Raw genomic sequence first — 15,356 nt, 5'->3', positions numbered from 1 at the left:
GACCGTCAGTTCACCGTCGCGAACTGAAATCCGAGGTTGTCGAGCGCCTTGCGCAGTTCCTTGAGCGTGTAGGGCTTGCGGACATAGGCCTCGGTAATCGGGAACTCGTAGTCGGTCTCGCCCATTCCGGTCGCGTAGATCACTTTGAGGCCCGGAAGGATCTCCTTGGCGACACGGGCAAGTTCCCAGCCGTCGGTCATGCCTGGCATGCGGATATCGGTGAAGAGGAGGTCGAAAGTGCGGCCCTGGCGCAAGATCGCGAGCGCTTCGTCCCCGTCGTTGGCGGCCGTGACTTCAAAGCCCGCGTCCGTCAAATCCTCGAGACAGAGTTCCCGCACGAGCAGTTCATCCTCGACGAGAAGGACGGTGCTCATAATGGCTTACTCTGCATTCTGCTTCCCCCACGCCGCCGCAGCGGGCTTGATGCAGGATAACGCCGAACCTTTCCCTTGGTTCCGGCAGGAGAAAACCCTGATTTCCTCCGATGCATAGAAAAAGGGCCTGCGACCGAGGTGGTCGCAGGCCCCTTTCTTGTAGTGCCGTTTGGCTTACTGGCCGCGCTTGGCGGCAGCAGCAACCGCTTCGGTCGTCGGGTTGCCGAGCGAGAGCTCGCGACCGTTCGGGAAGCGGATTTCGGCGGCGCTGGCGCGGGTGTCACCATCGCGAGCGCGGAACGCGTCGACGATGATGTCGGTGCCGGCCGGCAGCGAGTTTCTGTTCCAGCCACGACGCAGCAGGGCGCTGGGCGCACCGCCTTCGACGCGCCAGGTGGTGCCGTCCTTGGTCTTAAGGTGAATCCACGAGTGCGGGTTGACCCACTCGAACTTCACCACCTTGCCTTCAAGCCGGATCGGCTTGTTGCGGTCGAACTCGGTGGCGAAGGAATGGTGGGCGACAGCGGTGCCGGCAGCGCTCAGAGCGAGCACTGCGCCAACCGCGGCAGCAGTCCACTTCTTCACTTGCATTGTCTTAACTCCTTGAAATCTGTCTTTGCGGGTCAAGTATTTATTATTGTTAGATTATGCGGACTGCTGCTTACTGCCCTTCCAGCAAGTCACCATATAGCATGGGCTCGCTGAATGGGACGCAACGGAATTCGAGCAGCTGCGCATTGGGTTCCATCCGGCGGTACAGCGGCATCGAGATGGTCCACGGCTTGGTATAAAGCTGCGGATCCTCGATCGTGGCGCTGTACTGGATGAGGTTGTCGTTCACTTTGGTGAAACGCTCGGTAACGGTCGAGGTGTTGCTCAGGTAGTTGCCGGCCCGGTCGAGCCAGGTCACGCCTTCTTCCATTTCGCCGCCCGGAAGCTTCACGTCGCCCGGGCCGAGGGCCAGGGTGGTGACGACCAGGGTGTTGCCGTCCCACTTGCCGTAGGAGGTGCCCATCCAGGTGTCGATCGGCGGAACTTCGACGTCGCGCATCTCGATCACGCGGTTTGCGGTCGCGTATTCGTAGACCATCAGGATGTCGTCGTTTTCGCCCTGAACGATCTGGAACGGGTAGGGCATGTAAGTCGCGCGCGGCACGCCCGGGAGGTAGCAAGCCGCTTCAGGGTCATGCTTCACCAGGTTGGCGCGGTTGTGGTTGAGGCGCTCAAGAGCTTCCGGCTTGTACGGAATCTTGCCGCCTTCAACGACGCCCAGGCCCGGCTGGATAGCCGAGAGCGCGCCGAGTGCACGGCCGGCCTCGGGCAACGGGTTCGGCTTGGCCGAATGCGGCTCCAGGTCGTCGTTGGCATTGTTCAGGGTCTGCCAGATACCGTTGAGGTTCGGCTTGCCGCCAATGTTCGCGGGCTGCGCCGTTTGCGCTGCAGCCGGAGCCAGCACAGCGGTGCCGCCGGCCATGACGAAGGCCGCCGCCGTTGCTGCCAGAATGGAAAGTCGTTTCATCCCCAATAACCTCTCTCTTTTGGGTAACCCTACCGGGATAGCGAATAGCTTACGATAGTGCCACCAGCATTGATGGCGATATACTGCCTGCCGCTGCGGCCCCGATAGGTCATCGGATTCGCATTGGCGTTGCCCTTTAGTTGCGCTTCCCAGAGCTGTTGTCCGGTCTGCGCATCGAAGGCGCGGAAGCGCCTGTCGTTCGTGGCGCCGACGAAGACCAGGCCGCCAGCGGTGACCGAGGGACCGGCGCTGCCGGAATTGCCCACGAGCCGCTTGCCTTCCGGCAATTCGTCGATCACGCCAAGGGGAACCGACCACTTGATCGCGCCGGAGTTGGCATCGATCGCGACCAGTTCGCCCCATGGCGGTTTGTAGCAGGGTGCGCTCACGCCGACACCGCGGCCTTGAGCGTCATATTGTCCCGAAAGCGGTGCGCTGAACGAGAAGAACGGGCCCTTCCCATCGACGCTCGCGCGGTCGTAGGGCTGGTTGGTGTCGTTCGCGTCGAAGCTGTAGCTTTCGCTCGACTCCTTGCGCTCGACCCAGCCGACGAGCGAGGTGTCTTGCGCGTTGACGTAGACCAGGCCCGTCGTCGGATCGGCCGCGGCACCGCCCCAGTTCACGCCGCCCGTTCCGCCCGGAAGCTGGATGGTCGAACGCGGCGGGGTGCCGGCCTGGTGGTACATGAAGGGTGTGAACAGGCCGAAGTTCAGATAGCCGCCCGCCTTGTCCCACATCGCGCGGCAGGCCGCGGCGTGTTCCGGGGTGGTATCTTCAGCATCGACGATGTCGTCGAACGTCAGCGACACGCGGCTGAGCGGCGGCGTGTTGACCGGGATCGGCTGCGTCGGGTGGTAATATTCGCCCGGCACGTCCCCGATCGGGACCGCACGCTCTTCGACCGGGAGGGCCGGCACGCCGGTTTCGCGATCGATCACGTAGAACAGGCTCGACTTGCCGACGTGGGCGATGACCGGTTCCGACTTGCCGTTGATCGTCACGTTGATCAGCGGGCCGGCGCTCGGCATGTCGGTGTCCCAGATGTCGTGATGGACGGTCTGGTAATGCCACTTGTACTGGCCGGTCTTGAAATCGACCGCTACCAGCGAGTTGCCGTAAAGATTGGTGCCCGGGCGCTCGCCGCCCCAGTAGTTCGGGGCAGGGCCCGCGATCGGCAGGATGACGATTCCGCGCTCAAGGTCCACCGGGGCAGTAAAGGCCCACATGTTGGTGCCGGAGCGGCCTTTCCAGCCATTGCCCCAAGTCTCGTTGTGCGGTTCGCCGGCCTGCGGGACCGTCTGGAATTCCCACAGCTTGCGGCCCGTACGGACATCGAAAGCGCGGGGGTTGCCAGGGACGCCGATCGGATTCTCCAGCGTCGCGGCACCGATGATCGCCACGTCCTGGGCGATCGTTACCGAGCCGCCAAAGGAAACGCCGACATCGATCATCCCGCCTTCGCCGAAGCCGGCGGAAGGCTGGCCATTGGCGGCGTCGAGCGCGAGCATCGTCGAACCGGCCATGACCAGAATGCGAGCAGGCGTGGATCCGTCACCGGGCCAGTAGCCCACACCGCGAGTCGAGGCATTGCGCGGCTGTTCGCCGGCGGGCGGGATCGTGAAGACCCAGCGCTCCTGGCCGGTGTCAGCGTCGAGCGCGACGATGCGGTTGCCCGCGGGAAAGAACATGGTGCCGTCGATCACCACCGGCACGGCAGTGTTGAACGAGCGCAGCGGATATTCCCAGGTCTGCGTCAGGTTGGTGACGTTGGACCGGTTGACGTCCGCCAGAGGGGAATAGCGAGTGGCCGCGGAATCGCGGTTGATGGTCTGCCAATCCCCATCAGGAATCGCGTCCTGAGCGATGGCGGCGGTGCTGGCTGCAAGCAGCAAGCCTGTCGCGAGCCTAAGGCCCTTTGCGACACGCATATACTATCCCTCCCAAACAGTACGAAACCCGACGTATCGGACCACGCCAAAGCGAGCCCTCGTTGATTCTGTCCTAGGATCGCTTCGAGGGTTTGACAATGGCCTCTCGCGTCGCCCTCGGTCCCACTATTGTCGCAGTTTGTATCACTACCGCAGCGCCGCTTGACTTGCGAAGCGAGTCCTTCGATCTCGCGCGCGTCAGACATAGTCAATCGCCAGTGAACGATCGGGTGAACGACAGGGCTTGGCGAGATCGTTTCCTGACGCTAGCGGGTTTTGCGTTACGTCAAGGTGCGCAGGCTTCGGTAGTGTAACTGCGTTGTAACCGGGCGGTTACCGTTATTAACTCGGCAAGTTTGCCGTCCGCTGTGCAGACAAGGGGTGATGCCTCGCGCTGCGAGTCCGTATCCTCGGGCCTGCAAGTGGAAGGCAAATGCAGGGAGAAAGAGTTTCCTGATGGGCGACTTATTATATAATTTCACGCAGTGGCTCTACACGACGCCACTCAATCAATTCGCGCAGTCGATGTCAGAGTCGGCCCTGTCGCTGTGGATCGTGGAGCGCTTCTGGGCGATCCCGATCATGCAGGTGACTCATATCCTGGGTATCGCCTTCTCATTCGCGGCAGTGCTCATGCTCAACATGCGCGTGTTCAACCTGGCTGGTCATGCCACGCTGGCGGAAACGTCCGCGCGCTACACCAAGATCCTGTGGTGGGCGCTTGCTGTGATCGTCCTTTCGGGCGGCCTCATGCTGTTCGGCGATACGGTACGTAACCTGCTCAACTCGATCTTCTGGATCAAGATGGTGCTGGTCGTATCGGGCGTACTGATTGCGATTGGCTTTGCTCACCGCCTGCGCCGCCAAAGCGCGGTAAACGACACGGTTAGCGGTGGCACCAAGGCCATTGCGATCTTCCTGGTCGTGCTGTGGTGCCTGATCATGCTGTGCGGTCGCTGGATCGCCTACGCGCCGTCCTAAGGGGGCTATTCGATGTATCCTGTACCTACAAATCTCTGGGAGCGGATCGAGTACTCCACGCTCGGGACGACCATTGCCGAATCGACCTGGATGTTCCCGGCGCTCGAAACGGCTCACGTGATCGCACTCGTCACAGTGATCGGCACGATCGCGCTGGTCGACTTGCGCCTCGTTGGTGTGAAGGGACATGCCCTGCGCGTGTCGCAGCTCGCCAAGGACACGCTGCCCCTGACCTGGGGTGCGTTTGCCCTGGCCGCACTCACCGGCGGTCTGCTGTTCGTCTCCAAGGCGAGCAGCTACATGATCAACCCCTGGTTCCTGGGGAAGATGGCGCTGCTGGCCCTGGCTGGCCTCAACATGATGTACTTCCACATGACCACGTGGCGGACAGTCGAGCACTGGGAACAGGACCCCTCGTTCCCGGCTATGGCCAAAGTGGCCGGCTGGTTGTCGCTGGTGTTCTGGCTGGGTGTCGTGTTCTGCGGCCGCGCGATCGGCTTCACGCTCGGCATCTTTTACTGATTTCGGCCTAGCGCCGGAACATGGAGGCCGCCCTTCGGGGCGGCCTTTTTTGTTCTGGTTCTGTGTTCGTTGAACCAGAACCCCTCTCCCAAGGGGAGAGGGCATTGACCCTCCCCGAGCTTGCTCGGGGAGGAGCTGAGCTTTACCGCGCGATATCTAATCCGGCAGCGCGAACACGTATAATGTCGAGCTATTGACCGGCGGCAATTGCGTCTCGGGAATGACGTCGGGAATCCCGAACGCCAGCGGATTCCCATGACCCGTCACCATCGCGACGTACTGCTTCCCATCGACCGAGTAAGTGATCGGAGAGGCATTCGGCACGCCGCTCACCCCGGTGCGCCACAGCTCCTTGCCGGTGGCCTGGTCGTAAGCGAGGAACTGGCGGTCCATTCCGCCGGTGAACAGCACACCGCCGGCGGTGGTCAGGATGCCCATGTCGAAGGTCTGCCGACGCCGGGTTTCCCACAGCACCTTGCCGCTCTCCATGTCGATCGCCTGCAGCACGCCGTAGTTGCCATCGCCATTGGGCGGCGGTGCGTACTGGATATTGACGCCCGTGGTGAGGAAGCCGGGGCCCTGGGCGGCGACCATGTCCATGCACACGTCGCGGGCATTGACGAACAGGTGGTGCGAGTTCGGGTTGAACGAGGTCGGCGTCCAATTGCGCCCACCGCCGCCGTGGGGGCAAACGAACACCGTGCCCTTGTCGCGGCCGGGCACCTTCGCCGGATCGGGCGTCTTGTCACCGGTCACCGAGTCGATGGCGATGATGAAGTCCTGGATGCCCATGTCGACGGTCTTGATGTACTTGCCCGTCTCGGCATCGACCGCGTCGAACAGCCCTTCCTTGCCGCCGGTGATGACGACACGGCGCGGCCTCCCATCGACATTGATCGTGCCGACTACCCGGTCGAACACCCAGTCGAGGTCGTACTGGTCGTTCTTCATGTGCTGGAAGTACCAGCGCAGTTTGCCCGACCGCGGCTCGAAGGCGAGGGTGGCGTTGGTGAACAGCGCGTCGTTGTTCTCGCCGGGTTTGAGGTCGCGCAAGGGGCCGGTGTCGTAAGTCTGTGCCACGCCCCACAAGGCAAGACCGCTCGCGGCGTCGTAAGTGCCCGAGGTCCAGACCGAGCCGCCCTTGCGCTGATCGCCGGCGAGGCCATTCCAGGTGTCGCCACCCAGCTGCCCGGGCTTGGCGACGGTTTCGAAGGTCCACAGGTGCTCGCCGGTCTCGGCATCGACCGCGACGATCAGCCCGCCGCCCGCGGCTTGCGTGGCGAGGCCTTGCATGATCACGCCATCGGCGGCGAGTGGGCCGCCGGGGATACGCATGCCGGGCTTCTCGGTGAGCTTCACATCCCACACCGGGCGCCCGGTGCGCGCATCGAGCGCAACCATGTGGTTGTCGGAAGTGGCTGTGAAGACCTTGTCACCGTAGAGCGCCAGGGTCTTCTTGGACGAAAGCGGCGTCCCTTGCGGAACCCGCCGCTGGTAAGTCCACAGCGAGCGCCCGCTGACGGCATCGAAGGCCAGCACGCTGTCGCCGTACCCGAACACGTAGAGCACGCCGTCACGGACGAGCGGCTCGTTCATGTTGGCGCCTGGCGGCAGCGCCTGGGCCCAAGCCACGTGCAGGTTACTGACGTTGCCAGTGTCGATCTGGTTGAGCGGCGAATAGCCTTGGCCGTTGTGGCCGCGCCGCCAGGTCAGCCAGTTCTCCGGCGCCGGGTTCGAAAGCATCGCCTCGGTCACGGGCGTATAGTTGGCGAAGCGATCGGGCACTTGCGGGCCCGGCGGAAGCGGATAGCGCTTCGAGAGGCCACCGACGCCCGCGTTAGCGTTCTCGGCCGCGCGCGGCATGGGGGGGAGGGTGAGGCCGCTCATTTCGCCGGCCTTGATCACGCGTCCCGGCTCGGCGCCGTTTTCGCTCAGGATCAGCGCGGCGATTGCGGCGTAAGTGTCATCGGGAAGCCCGCCTGCATTGGCAGGAGGCATCGAGCGATGGATGTAGTCGAACAAGTCGGAAAGGGGGGCATTCCCCCACTTGGGCAGGAACGCCGGGCCTTTCAGCCCCGGGGCGAACTGGCCGCCAGCCAGCGCCTCGCCGTGGCAGACGGAGCAATGCTCGGCGTAGGCGGCGCGGCCGAAAGCGACCTGCTCCGCCACGCCTGGCGCGCTTGACTGGGCCACGGCGATCGTGGCCCCACCCAGCAGGCCGGCGACCGCGCCGGCCCGCAGCAAGATGGAGCGATAGCTCCCGATTCTTCCCCTCATTGGCCCTCCCTATTTTTGGGCCAGTTTGGGCTTAGTCTCCGCCGGCGGCAATCCCCAGCGGTGTGGCAACGCGATCGTCGTACATCGCCTGGAACAGGTCCGACTTGGCCGGCGTGATCCACGGACCCTTGCCCGACTTGTTGTCGGCGTCGAGGATCATGGTTTCGTTCGGGCCGAGCTCGGCCATCGAGGGCCAGTGCGGCAGGCCCGGGCCGTTCGGATTGCCGGTGCGGGCGAAGTTCACCCAGTACTGCGAAACCTGGTCGGCGAAGGCTTCCTCGCGGGCGTTGCCGGCCATCTGCGTGACCGAGCTGCCTGCCGGGTAAGTCCGCGGTGCCGCGAGATTGTCGAACGCGTAGGGGATCTCGGCGGTGTGGCCGGCACCCAGGTTCGGACGGCCTTCGTCGTACGGCGGCTCGTGCGTGAACCAATAGGTCCAGGTCTTGTTGCCGGTCTTGGCTTGGCTGTCAGCGAACAAACGCATGTGCCAGGCGAGGGTGTCGGAGAACGGCATCGGCGCTTGGGCCGCGGCTTCGGCATCGGTCGTCGCCGGGTAGGCGGCGCGGCCGAGGTCGACGTGCGAGCCCCAGCGCATGCCTTCGCCCTGGGTCCAGGTCGCAAGCGTGGTCGGCGGGCCGAACGAGCTGGTGAACGAACCCTCGTTGGCGTTCGAGCCGGAAATCACGTCGACCTTGTTCTGGCGCCCGTTGGCGAAGGTGATCGACAGGTCTTCGGTGATGATCTTGCCATCGACGATCATGCCCTGGCCGCGGAAGTTCTTGGCAATGTCTTCCGCTGGAAGCGCGCGCAGTGCGGCGAGCGAGGTGGCGTTGATCTTGGTCGCCGCTTCGAGGGTGCGCTTCTCCATGTCTTCGCGCTTCGGCATCTGGCCGATGCCGAGGCCCATCCAGGCGCCGCTCTGGGCGATGGCGCGCTCAAAGGTGCCCTTGGCGCCAGCTGCGCCGACCAGGCCACCGTTCATCGCCGCGCCGGCGCTTTCGCCGAACAGGGTGATGTTGTTGGGGTCGCCACCAAACTGCGCGACATTCTCCTTGAGCCACTTGAACACCGCGATCGAGTCACCGAGCGCCTGGTTGCCCGAGGCGCCGCCGCCGGCTGCGGTCAGCTCAGGGTGCGAGAAGAAGCCGAACGGGCCGACGCGGTAGTTGAAGGTGACCATGACCACGCCTTTGGCGGCCAGGTTGTCGCCTTCGCTGAAGGGCGCGTTGCCGCCGCCTTCGTTATAGGCGCCGCCATAGAGCCAGACCATCACGGGCAGCTTTTCGCCGGCCTTCTTGGCGGGGGTCCAGATGTTGAGCGTGAGACAGTCCTCGCTCATTCCGGTGAAGTTGGGGCTGTCGGTTGCGCCGTTCGGGGGGAAACGCTGCGGGGCAGGGGGCTGCACGCAGACGTCGCCGAACTTGGTCGCGTCGCGCACGCCGTTCCACTTGACCGGCTGTTGCGGCTGGGCCCAGCGGAGATCGCCAACCGGCGGGGCGGCGAAGGGAATGCCCTTGAAGACGGTGACGCCTTCGACCTTGCCGGGCGCGCCCTGGACCTTGCCCTGTTGCGTCTGCACGGGACCGGACAACGACTGCGCACCAGCGATGGCCGGCATCGCCAGCACCGCACAAGCCAGGGCTGCACGGAACGATTTCACTCTGTTCATTGGGCCTCTTCCCTATTCTTCCCGCCGCGCTCTGGGGCGCGGGCCATACCTAAAGCTACAGCGCCAACCGGGTCCGGCAGGCGCTGCGCTGAGTGTCTGAAATTACTGACAAAACCGAGACGGGGGACTGACCGTTTTCCGCAAACATCGCCGGCAGAACCGGCGATGCTGTGTAATGCGGGCCGCGCAGGTGCGGCATAGGCGCTGTCAGGTCCCCCGCCGATCGGCTTAGTGAGCGCCGCCGGCTTCAGCCGACAGTTCCGCTTCGGACGCCTTCTCGAGAGTGCCGGCACGGTCCGCGGTGATGTAGTTGCGGACCTGCACGTTACCTTCGTGGCAGGCGTATTCGAAGAAGCCGTAATCGTCGTTACGGGTCCAGTCGAGGCGGGCGGTGAACGGCGCGGTGAACACTTCCGGATCGGAGTACGTCATCTCGTAAACGATGCTGTTGTCACCGGTCATGGTCAGGCGCTCGACAACCTTGGCTTGCGAGCTGGTCGGGATGGTGTTGTTCGCCGGAACGCCCATGGTCGCCATGTTGAGCGGCGAGCCGTTGCGGGCAAAGGCGTCCTGAGTGGCGCTGTCACCGGTCTTCAGGTTGGTGGTCTCGATCACCAGGGTGTTGCCTTCCCAGTGGCCGACGCTGTTGCCCAGGTAACCCTGGACGTTCTCGGGCCAATGTTCCGGATTGCCGCTGCGGATCGGGATCACGCGGGTGCCGAGCATTTCGAGCGCGATCGTGACGTAACCCGGCGACTGGTAGACGCGGATGCCGTTGTTGTAGCGGAACGGCAGCATCGAGGCGGGGAAGCCGCGGCTGATGCAGCGATCCCAGCTGTCGAAGTCCGTAACCCAGTTGAAGCTGGTGTTCGGGGTCCAGCTCGAACGGCCGGCCTTGTACAGCGCCTGAGCCTGCGGGGTCATGGCGGGCAGCTGGCCGTTCGCCGGATCGACGAGCAGCGAGGTGCGGCGGCCCGAAGCGTCGGACTCAACCCAGTGGCCCATGCCGATGCGGCCGGCCTTGTCCTCGGCGTCATAGGCCTGGTCCGAACGGTTGGCTTGCGCCTGGCGCGCGGCGAACTCTTCGTCGGTCAGCCAGAAGCGGTTGCCGAAGTTCGCCGGGCGATTCATCGGCAGGCTGGCGATGTTGTCGATCGGCCAAGTGCCGCGGAAGTCGGGGTCGCCCCACGAGGTCTTCTTCGGCTGGAAGTCGGTCGGGACCGGCGGCATGACCGTGAGGTCGGCCGGAACGGCCTGAGCGGCAGCCGGGATCGACGACAGGCTCACGGCGGCGAGCATGGCGCCCGCCACGGCGGCGCGAAGGGTAAATTGGCGATTCATCTTGCGGGCTCTCCTGTTTGTCGCGCGCCTGCTCTCTTAGGTACGCGAAGCTTTTCTCAAAACCTGTTGTCTGACGTTAACACTGGGGTGGCGGGCCTTACAGACCTGCTCACGTAAAAATTTGTATCAGCGGGAACCCCCGCCGGCGGCCTGGGTTGCTTGCGCCCGCTCTGCACGCGAGGCGTTGATGTAGTTGCGGATCTGCACATTGCCTTCGTGGCAGGCGTATTCGAAGATCCCGAAGTTGTCGTCGCGCTGCCATTCCAGGCGGGCGCTCCACGGTTCGGCGAACACGACCGGGTCGGTCCAGGTGAACTCGTAGACGATCGGATCCGGTCCGGTCATCGTGAACCGCTCGACCATCTTGGCCTGGTCGCTCACCGGCGTGTCGTTCTCCGGCGGCGAGCCGGTGGTACCGATGTTGGTCGCCGAAGGACCGGGGCGGAAGTTGGTCGTTTCGACCACCAGCGTATTGCCGGTCTCCCAATGACCGCGGCTCTCGCCCATCCAGTTGTGCATCTGCACTGGGATGCCGGGACGGCCGTCGGTCGGGATCATGCGGGTTTCGTGGACCATCTCCATCTGCAGGGCGACGAGGCCCGGCGACTGGAAGATGCGCATGCCGTTGTTGTACATGAACGGGAACATCGACGCCGGCAGGCCGCGCGTGATGCAGCGGTCCCAGCTGTCGAAATCGTCGACCCAGTTGAACGGCTGGTTGCGGCGCCAGGTCGATTTCATCTCGCCCGAGAGGCGCTTGCCTTCCGCGGTGTATTCCGGGAGCCGTCCGTTGGCGGGCGAGGTGATCCAGCTCGTACGCCGGTTGGCGTTGGCGACTTCGGCCCAGTGGCCGATGCCCATCGTGCCTTGCGAATCCTCGTTCTCGTAACGCTTGGCGAGCTGCTGCACCGCCTCGTCACGCTTGGCGAATTCTTCCTCGGTCAAATACGCGCGGTTGCCCTGCGCCGGATCGCGCTGCAGCGGCGTGCGGCCGTTGAGATGGTCGATCGGCCAGCCGCCGCGCAAGTCGGGCTCACCCCAGGAAGTGGTCTTCGCCTTGTAGTCCGTGGGGACAGGAGGCACGACCGTCAGGTCGGCCTCCTGCGCCATGCCCGCGACCGGGACCAGCGCAACTGCCGCGAGGGCAGCGAGCAGCACCGGCGCGCGCATCTCAGCGCTGTCCCGCCGGAAGGGCGAAGGTCACGTACTTGTTGGAGCCGGGCTCCGACAGGCCGAGGCCGTTCGCGAAGTGACCGACGCCGCCCACCGGAATAGTGACGTACTGGCGGCCACCCACTTCGTAGACCGCGGGCACGCCCTCGGTCGCGGCGTCGAGCTTGTACTCCCACAGGATGTTGCCGGTCGCCGCGTCGCGGGCCCGGAACGTGCGGTCGGTCGCGGTGCCGACGAACAGCAGGCCGCTCGCCGTCGCCACCGGTCCGCCGCGCGGAGCCTGGGCGCCAACGCCTTCGACACCCTTTTCCTCGAGCGGAGTGACTTCGCCGTTGGGCACGCGCCACATGATGTTGCCGGTGTTCATGTCGTAGGCGGTCAGGAACGAGAACGGCGGCTTGATCGCGACCATTCCGTTGCTCTGCAGCAGGAAGTTGACCGGCGAGGTGTACGGATAGTTATCCGGGCCACCGTTGGGCATCTTCTCCTTGGCGCGGGCCACGGCTTCGGCGTTGGGCAGATCGTTGAGCTTGATCAGCACCGGGATCTCGCGGCTGACCACGAAGAACCGCTGGTTGACCGGATCGCCCGCAGTGTTGCCCCAGTTGGTGCCGCCGTTGTGGCCAGGCATGGAGACCGTGCCCCGAGTGCTCGGCGGTGTGAACAGGCCTTCGTTGCGGCTCTCGCTCAGCAGCTTGCGCAGGTTCGCCTGGTCCGCTTCCGGCAAGAGCGGGTTGATGTCCGCTTCGGTGAAGGACTGGCGAGCAAAGGGCTGCGGCCAAGTCGGGAACGGCTGCGTCGGTGAGGCGTGTTCGCCCGGCACGTCGGACGCGGGGACCGGACGCTCTTCGATCGGCCACACCGGCTCGCCCGTGCGGCGGTCGAACACGAAGATGAAACCATGCTTTGAAGCGACGACCACGACCGGGATCTTCTTCCCGTCCTTGGTGATGGTCATCAGCTTGGGCGCGTTCGGCAGGTCGAAGTCCCACAAGTCGTGGTGGACCGTCTGGTAGTGCCACACGCGCTTGCCGGTGCGCGCGTCGAGCGCGAGGACCGAGTTGCCGAACAGGTTGTCGCCCGGACGGTTGCCGCCGTAAAAATCGTAACGGGCGGTACCGGTCGGGATGTAGATAATGCCCAGTTCCGGATCGAGCGTGCTCTCCGACCAGTTGTGGACGCCGCCGAACTTCTCGCGGTCCTTCTCCGGCCAGGTGTCCGAGCCGAATTCGCCGACCCGCGGGACGACGTTGAACTTCCACTTCAGCGCGCCGGTGCGCACGTCATAGGCCTGGATGTCGGCCGGCGACGAGGCGTAGTCGTAAGCGCCTGCGGGCAGCGAGATGATGATCGTGTCTTCGAAGATGCGGCCCGGATTGTTGGTCATCAGCGGACGGCCAGGGACGACTGACCCTTCGGGCAGGGCCTGGCGCAAGTCGACGCTGAAGTTCGGAACGTACTTGCCGGTGCGGGCGTCGATCGCGCGCAGCAGGCCGTCGTTGAGGGCGATCAGGCGACGCTCGGAACCGTCCTTGCTCTGCCAGTAGTTGATGCCGCGCGCGCTGAAGCGGCCGGTGGTCTCGCTCTTCCAGATCTCTTTGCCGCTCGTCGGATCGAGCGCGGCGATCTTCCCGTCGGCGGCCAGGACGTACATCATCCCGTTGGCGACGATTGGATTGAACTGCGGGGGCTGGCCATCACCGGCTTCGTAGGTCCAGGCGACCTGCAGCTGGTTGACGTTGTCCTTGTTGATCTGAGTCAGCGACGAATACTGCGAGGAGTCCGAACCGCCGAGATAAGCGTCCCATCCCGCGTAGTCGAAGTTGCCTTTCGGCAGCGCGGTCTGCGATTGGGCCTGGGCCGAGACGGCCGTAGCTGCCAGCGGCAGCGCCGAAATCAGCACCAAGGAGCGCGCAACGCCACCAAGGACCTTGCGGCGATACGACACCGCGCGCGAAGAATTTCTCACACCCACTCCCCTATGCTTTTACCGAGGGACCACTCGGCCAGGCCGAAACGCCTAGCCGAGATTCCGCCCGGACAACAAGGGCGGAAAGTGTACCAAATTGACAAAATCCGTTCTGACCGGAGGGTGAACGGCTATTCGGGAGGGGTAAGTTCGCGCTTCCGCGGGATGCCCATCTCGAACAAGGTCGATTCGGTGATCGGACCGGCGGCTTTCACCGTCAGGGTCACGTCGCTCATGGTCCGGTTCTGCCAATACCAGCCGTGCAGCCCGTTGAACTGCGAGACGTAGCGGCCATGCATCTGCGCCAGGTTGCCGAGGCTATAGGTCTCGGTCAATTTGTCGCCACCGTCGAACGGATGGGAGTGCATGTCATAGTAAAGTGGGCCGGTTGCGGTCCATGTGAAGTCCAGCTCGGCATCCTTGTCGAGCGTGTACTTGAGTTCGATCGATTCGTAGGGGCGCAGGGTGATCGTCCAGCTGTCGGTCCAGTCGGTGCGCTGCGGCGGCTGTTCGGACAAGGTGAGGACGCCGACGCGCTTTGCGCCGCGGATCTGCTCTTCGTTCATCGCCGGCTCGGTGGACTTGGTCAGGCCGAGCGCCTTGCCGGCGCCCGTCGGGTCGATGCCGTATTCGGCAGGCAGCACGAACACGACAAGCGCGACAGCGGCGACTGCGACGGCAGCGAGCGAGCCAACGACCAGCTTCTTGCGCGAAGGCGGAGCGGCGGTGGGAACAGTGTCGGTCATGAAGTGAAATACCCCGTCAGTTGATAGCCCATCAGGACAAAGCCCCCGGCCATGAGGGCAAGGTTGGCATAAAAGGCGCTAGGTGCAAACGAGCGGGTCCCGCGCCACAGGTTGAGCAGCGTGACGACGACCGCCAGGACCATGACCTGGCCGATCTCGACGCCGATGTTGAAGGAGATCAGGTTTACCAGCAGCCCGTCCTCCGACAGGCCGAGGTCGCGGACCTTGGTCGCCAGGCCCAGGCCGTGGAAGAGGCCGAAGCCGAAAACGGCCAGCTTGGTGTTGATCGCCAGGCCAAGCTTCTTGAACCCGCCAAGGTTCTCGAACGCCTTGTAGACGACCGAGAAGCCGATGATCGCATCGACGATGTATGAATTGGCCCCGGTGTTCAGCAGCACGCCGCCGAGCAGCGTCAGCGAGTGGCCGATAGTGAACATGGTCACGTAGATGACCACGTCGCGCAGGCGATAGAGGAAGAACACCACCCCGATCAGGAACAACACGTGGTCGATCCCGGTGACCATGTGCTTGGCGCCGAGGTAGAGGAACAGGAACGGCGCCGGTCCCGCGATCTGCTGCACTGTCGCGCGGTCGGCTTTGGAGATGTCGTGCGCGTATGCGGCTGCGCCCTCGACCATGAGGAACAAGGCTAGCAGTAGCACAGCGATGATCTGCGGCCGTGTGAGCCACGTCAGCGTGCGGCGAAGGTGGCCTTCGATCCTTCCCGAGCTTGTCTCGGGGAGGTGGCGCGCGCCAAAGGCGCGTGACGGAGGCGTAAGCGGAGAAGCGCAACGCCCCTCCACCACCGACTTCGTCGGCGGTCCCCCTCCCCGAGCAAGCTCGGGGAGGATTTTTGA

General features: G+C 64.2%; 13 protein-coding genes. 2 read left to right on the top strand and 11 right to left on the bottom strand.

The window, feature by feature from the left end:
- Positions 1–5 precede the first annotated feature (5 nt).
- The 4 genes from ASD76_RS08105 to ASD76_RS08090 form a co-directional block, all read right to left on the bottom strand.
- Positions 6–374, bottom strand: a complete 369-nt coding sequence (locus ASD76_RS08105; protein WP_055920945.1) for a response regulator — start codon at positions 372–374, stop codon at positions 6–8.
- A gap of 174 nt (positions 375–548) precedes the next feature.
- On the bottom strand, positions 549–965 hold the full coding sequence (locus tag ASD76_RS08100; RefSeq protein ID WP_055920942.1) for a DUF6152 family protein: 417 nt from the start codon (positions 963–965) through the stop codon (positions 549–551).
- 70 nt (positions 966–1,035) lie between these two features.
- A complete protein-coding gene (locus ASD76_RS08095) occupies positions 1,036–1,893 on the bottom strand; it encodes a hypothetical protein (RefSeq protein ID WP_082553672.1) in 858 nt (285 codons plus the stop codon).
- A gap of 29 nt (positions 1,894–1,922) precedes the next feature.
- A complete protein-coding gene (locus ASD76_RS08090; RefSeq protein ID WP_055920937.1) occupies positions 1,923–3,821 on the bottom strand; it encodes a PQQ-binding-like beta-propeller repeat protein in 1,899 nt (632 codons plus the stop codon).
- 456 nt (positions 3,822–4,277) lie between these two features.
- Between ASD76_RS08090 and ASD76_RS08085 the strand changes: the two genes are divergently transcribed.
- The gene (locus ASD76_RS08085) at positions 4,278–4,802 is read left to right on the top strand and encodes a DUF6644 family protein (RefSeq protein WP_055920934.1); all 525 of its coding nucleotides are present in this window, start codon (positions 4,278–4,280) and stop codon (positions 4,800–4,802) included.
- 12 nt (positions 4,803–4,814) lie between these two features.
- Complete coding sequence (locus tag ASD76_RS08080; protein ID WP_156457589.1) at positions 4,815–5,324, top strand: hypothetical protein; 510 nt, start codon at positions 4,815–4,817, stop codon at positions 5,322–5,324.
- Positions 5,325–5,480: 156 nt separating this feature from the next.
- On the opposite strand, the gene ASD76_RS08075 is transcribed toward ASD76_RS08080, so the two are convergent.
- The 7 genes from ASD76_RS08075 to ASD76_RS08045 all read right to left on the bottom strand — a co-directional run bounded on the left by ASD76_RS08075 (position 5,481) and on the right by ASD76_RS08045 (position 15,302).
- Complete coding sequence (locus ASD76_RS08075) at positions 5,481–7,601, bottom strand: PQQ-binding-like beta-propeller repeat protein (RefSeq protein WP_082553671.1); 2,121 nt, start codon at positions 7,599–7,601, stop codon at positions 5,481–5,483.
- 31 nt (positions 7,602–7,632) lie between these two features.
- Positions 7,633–9,270: a carboxylesterase/lipase family protein gene (locus tag ASD76_RS08070; protein WP_082553670.1), complete on the bottom strand. Its 1,638-nt coding sequence runs from the start codon at positions 9,268–9,270 to the stop codon at positions 7,633–7,635.
- 228 nt (positions 9,271–9,498) lie between these two features.
- Entirely contained in the window at positions 9,499–10,611 is a 1,113-nt protein-coding gene (locus ASD76_RS08065) for a hypothetical protein (protein ID WP_156457588.1), read from the bottom strand.
- Positions 10,612–10,737: 126 nt separating this feature from the next.
- Positions 10,738–11,781, bottom strand: a complete 1,044-nt coding sequence (locus ASD76_RS08060) for a hypothetical protein (RefSeq protein ID WP_055920919.1) — start codon at positions 11,779–11,781, stop codon at positions 10,738–10,740.
- A gap of 1 nt (position 11,782) precedes the next feature.
- Positions 11,783–13,753, bottom strand: coding sequence for a pyrroloquinoline quinone-dependent dehydrogenase (locus ASD76_RS08055; protein WP_162249649.1), 1,971 nt, complete (start codon positions 13,751–13,753; stop codon positions 11,783–11,785).
- Between the two features lie 131 nt (positions 13,754–13,884).
- The gene (locus tag ASD76_RS08050; RefSeq protein ID WP_200943056.1) at positions 13,885–14,499 is read right to left on the bottom strand and encodes a hypothetical protein; all 615 of its coding nucleotides are present in this window, start codon (positions 14,497–14,499) and stop codon (positions 13,885–13,887) included.
- Positions 14,496–15,302 carry a HupE/UreJ family protein gene (locus tag ASD76_RS08045; RefSeq protein ID WP_235506573.1) on the bottom strand — a complete coding sequence of 269 codons (807 nt, stop codon included), beginning with the start codon at positions 15,300–15,302 and terminating at the stop codon, positions 14,496–14,498. The genes ASD76_RS08050 and ASD76_RS08045 overlap by 4 nt, the downstream gene beginning before the upstream one ends.
- Positions 15,303–15,356: the final 54 nt, after the last annotated feature.

It is taken from the genome of Altererythrobacter sp. Root672, from assembly GCF_001427865.1.
Lineage (GTDB): Bacteria > Pseudomonadota > Alphaproteobacteria > Sphingomonadales > Sphingomonadaceae > Croceibacterium_A.
Note: the sequence above shows the minus strand (reverse complement) of the source record. Positions and strands in the feature narration are given on the sequence as shown.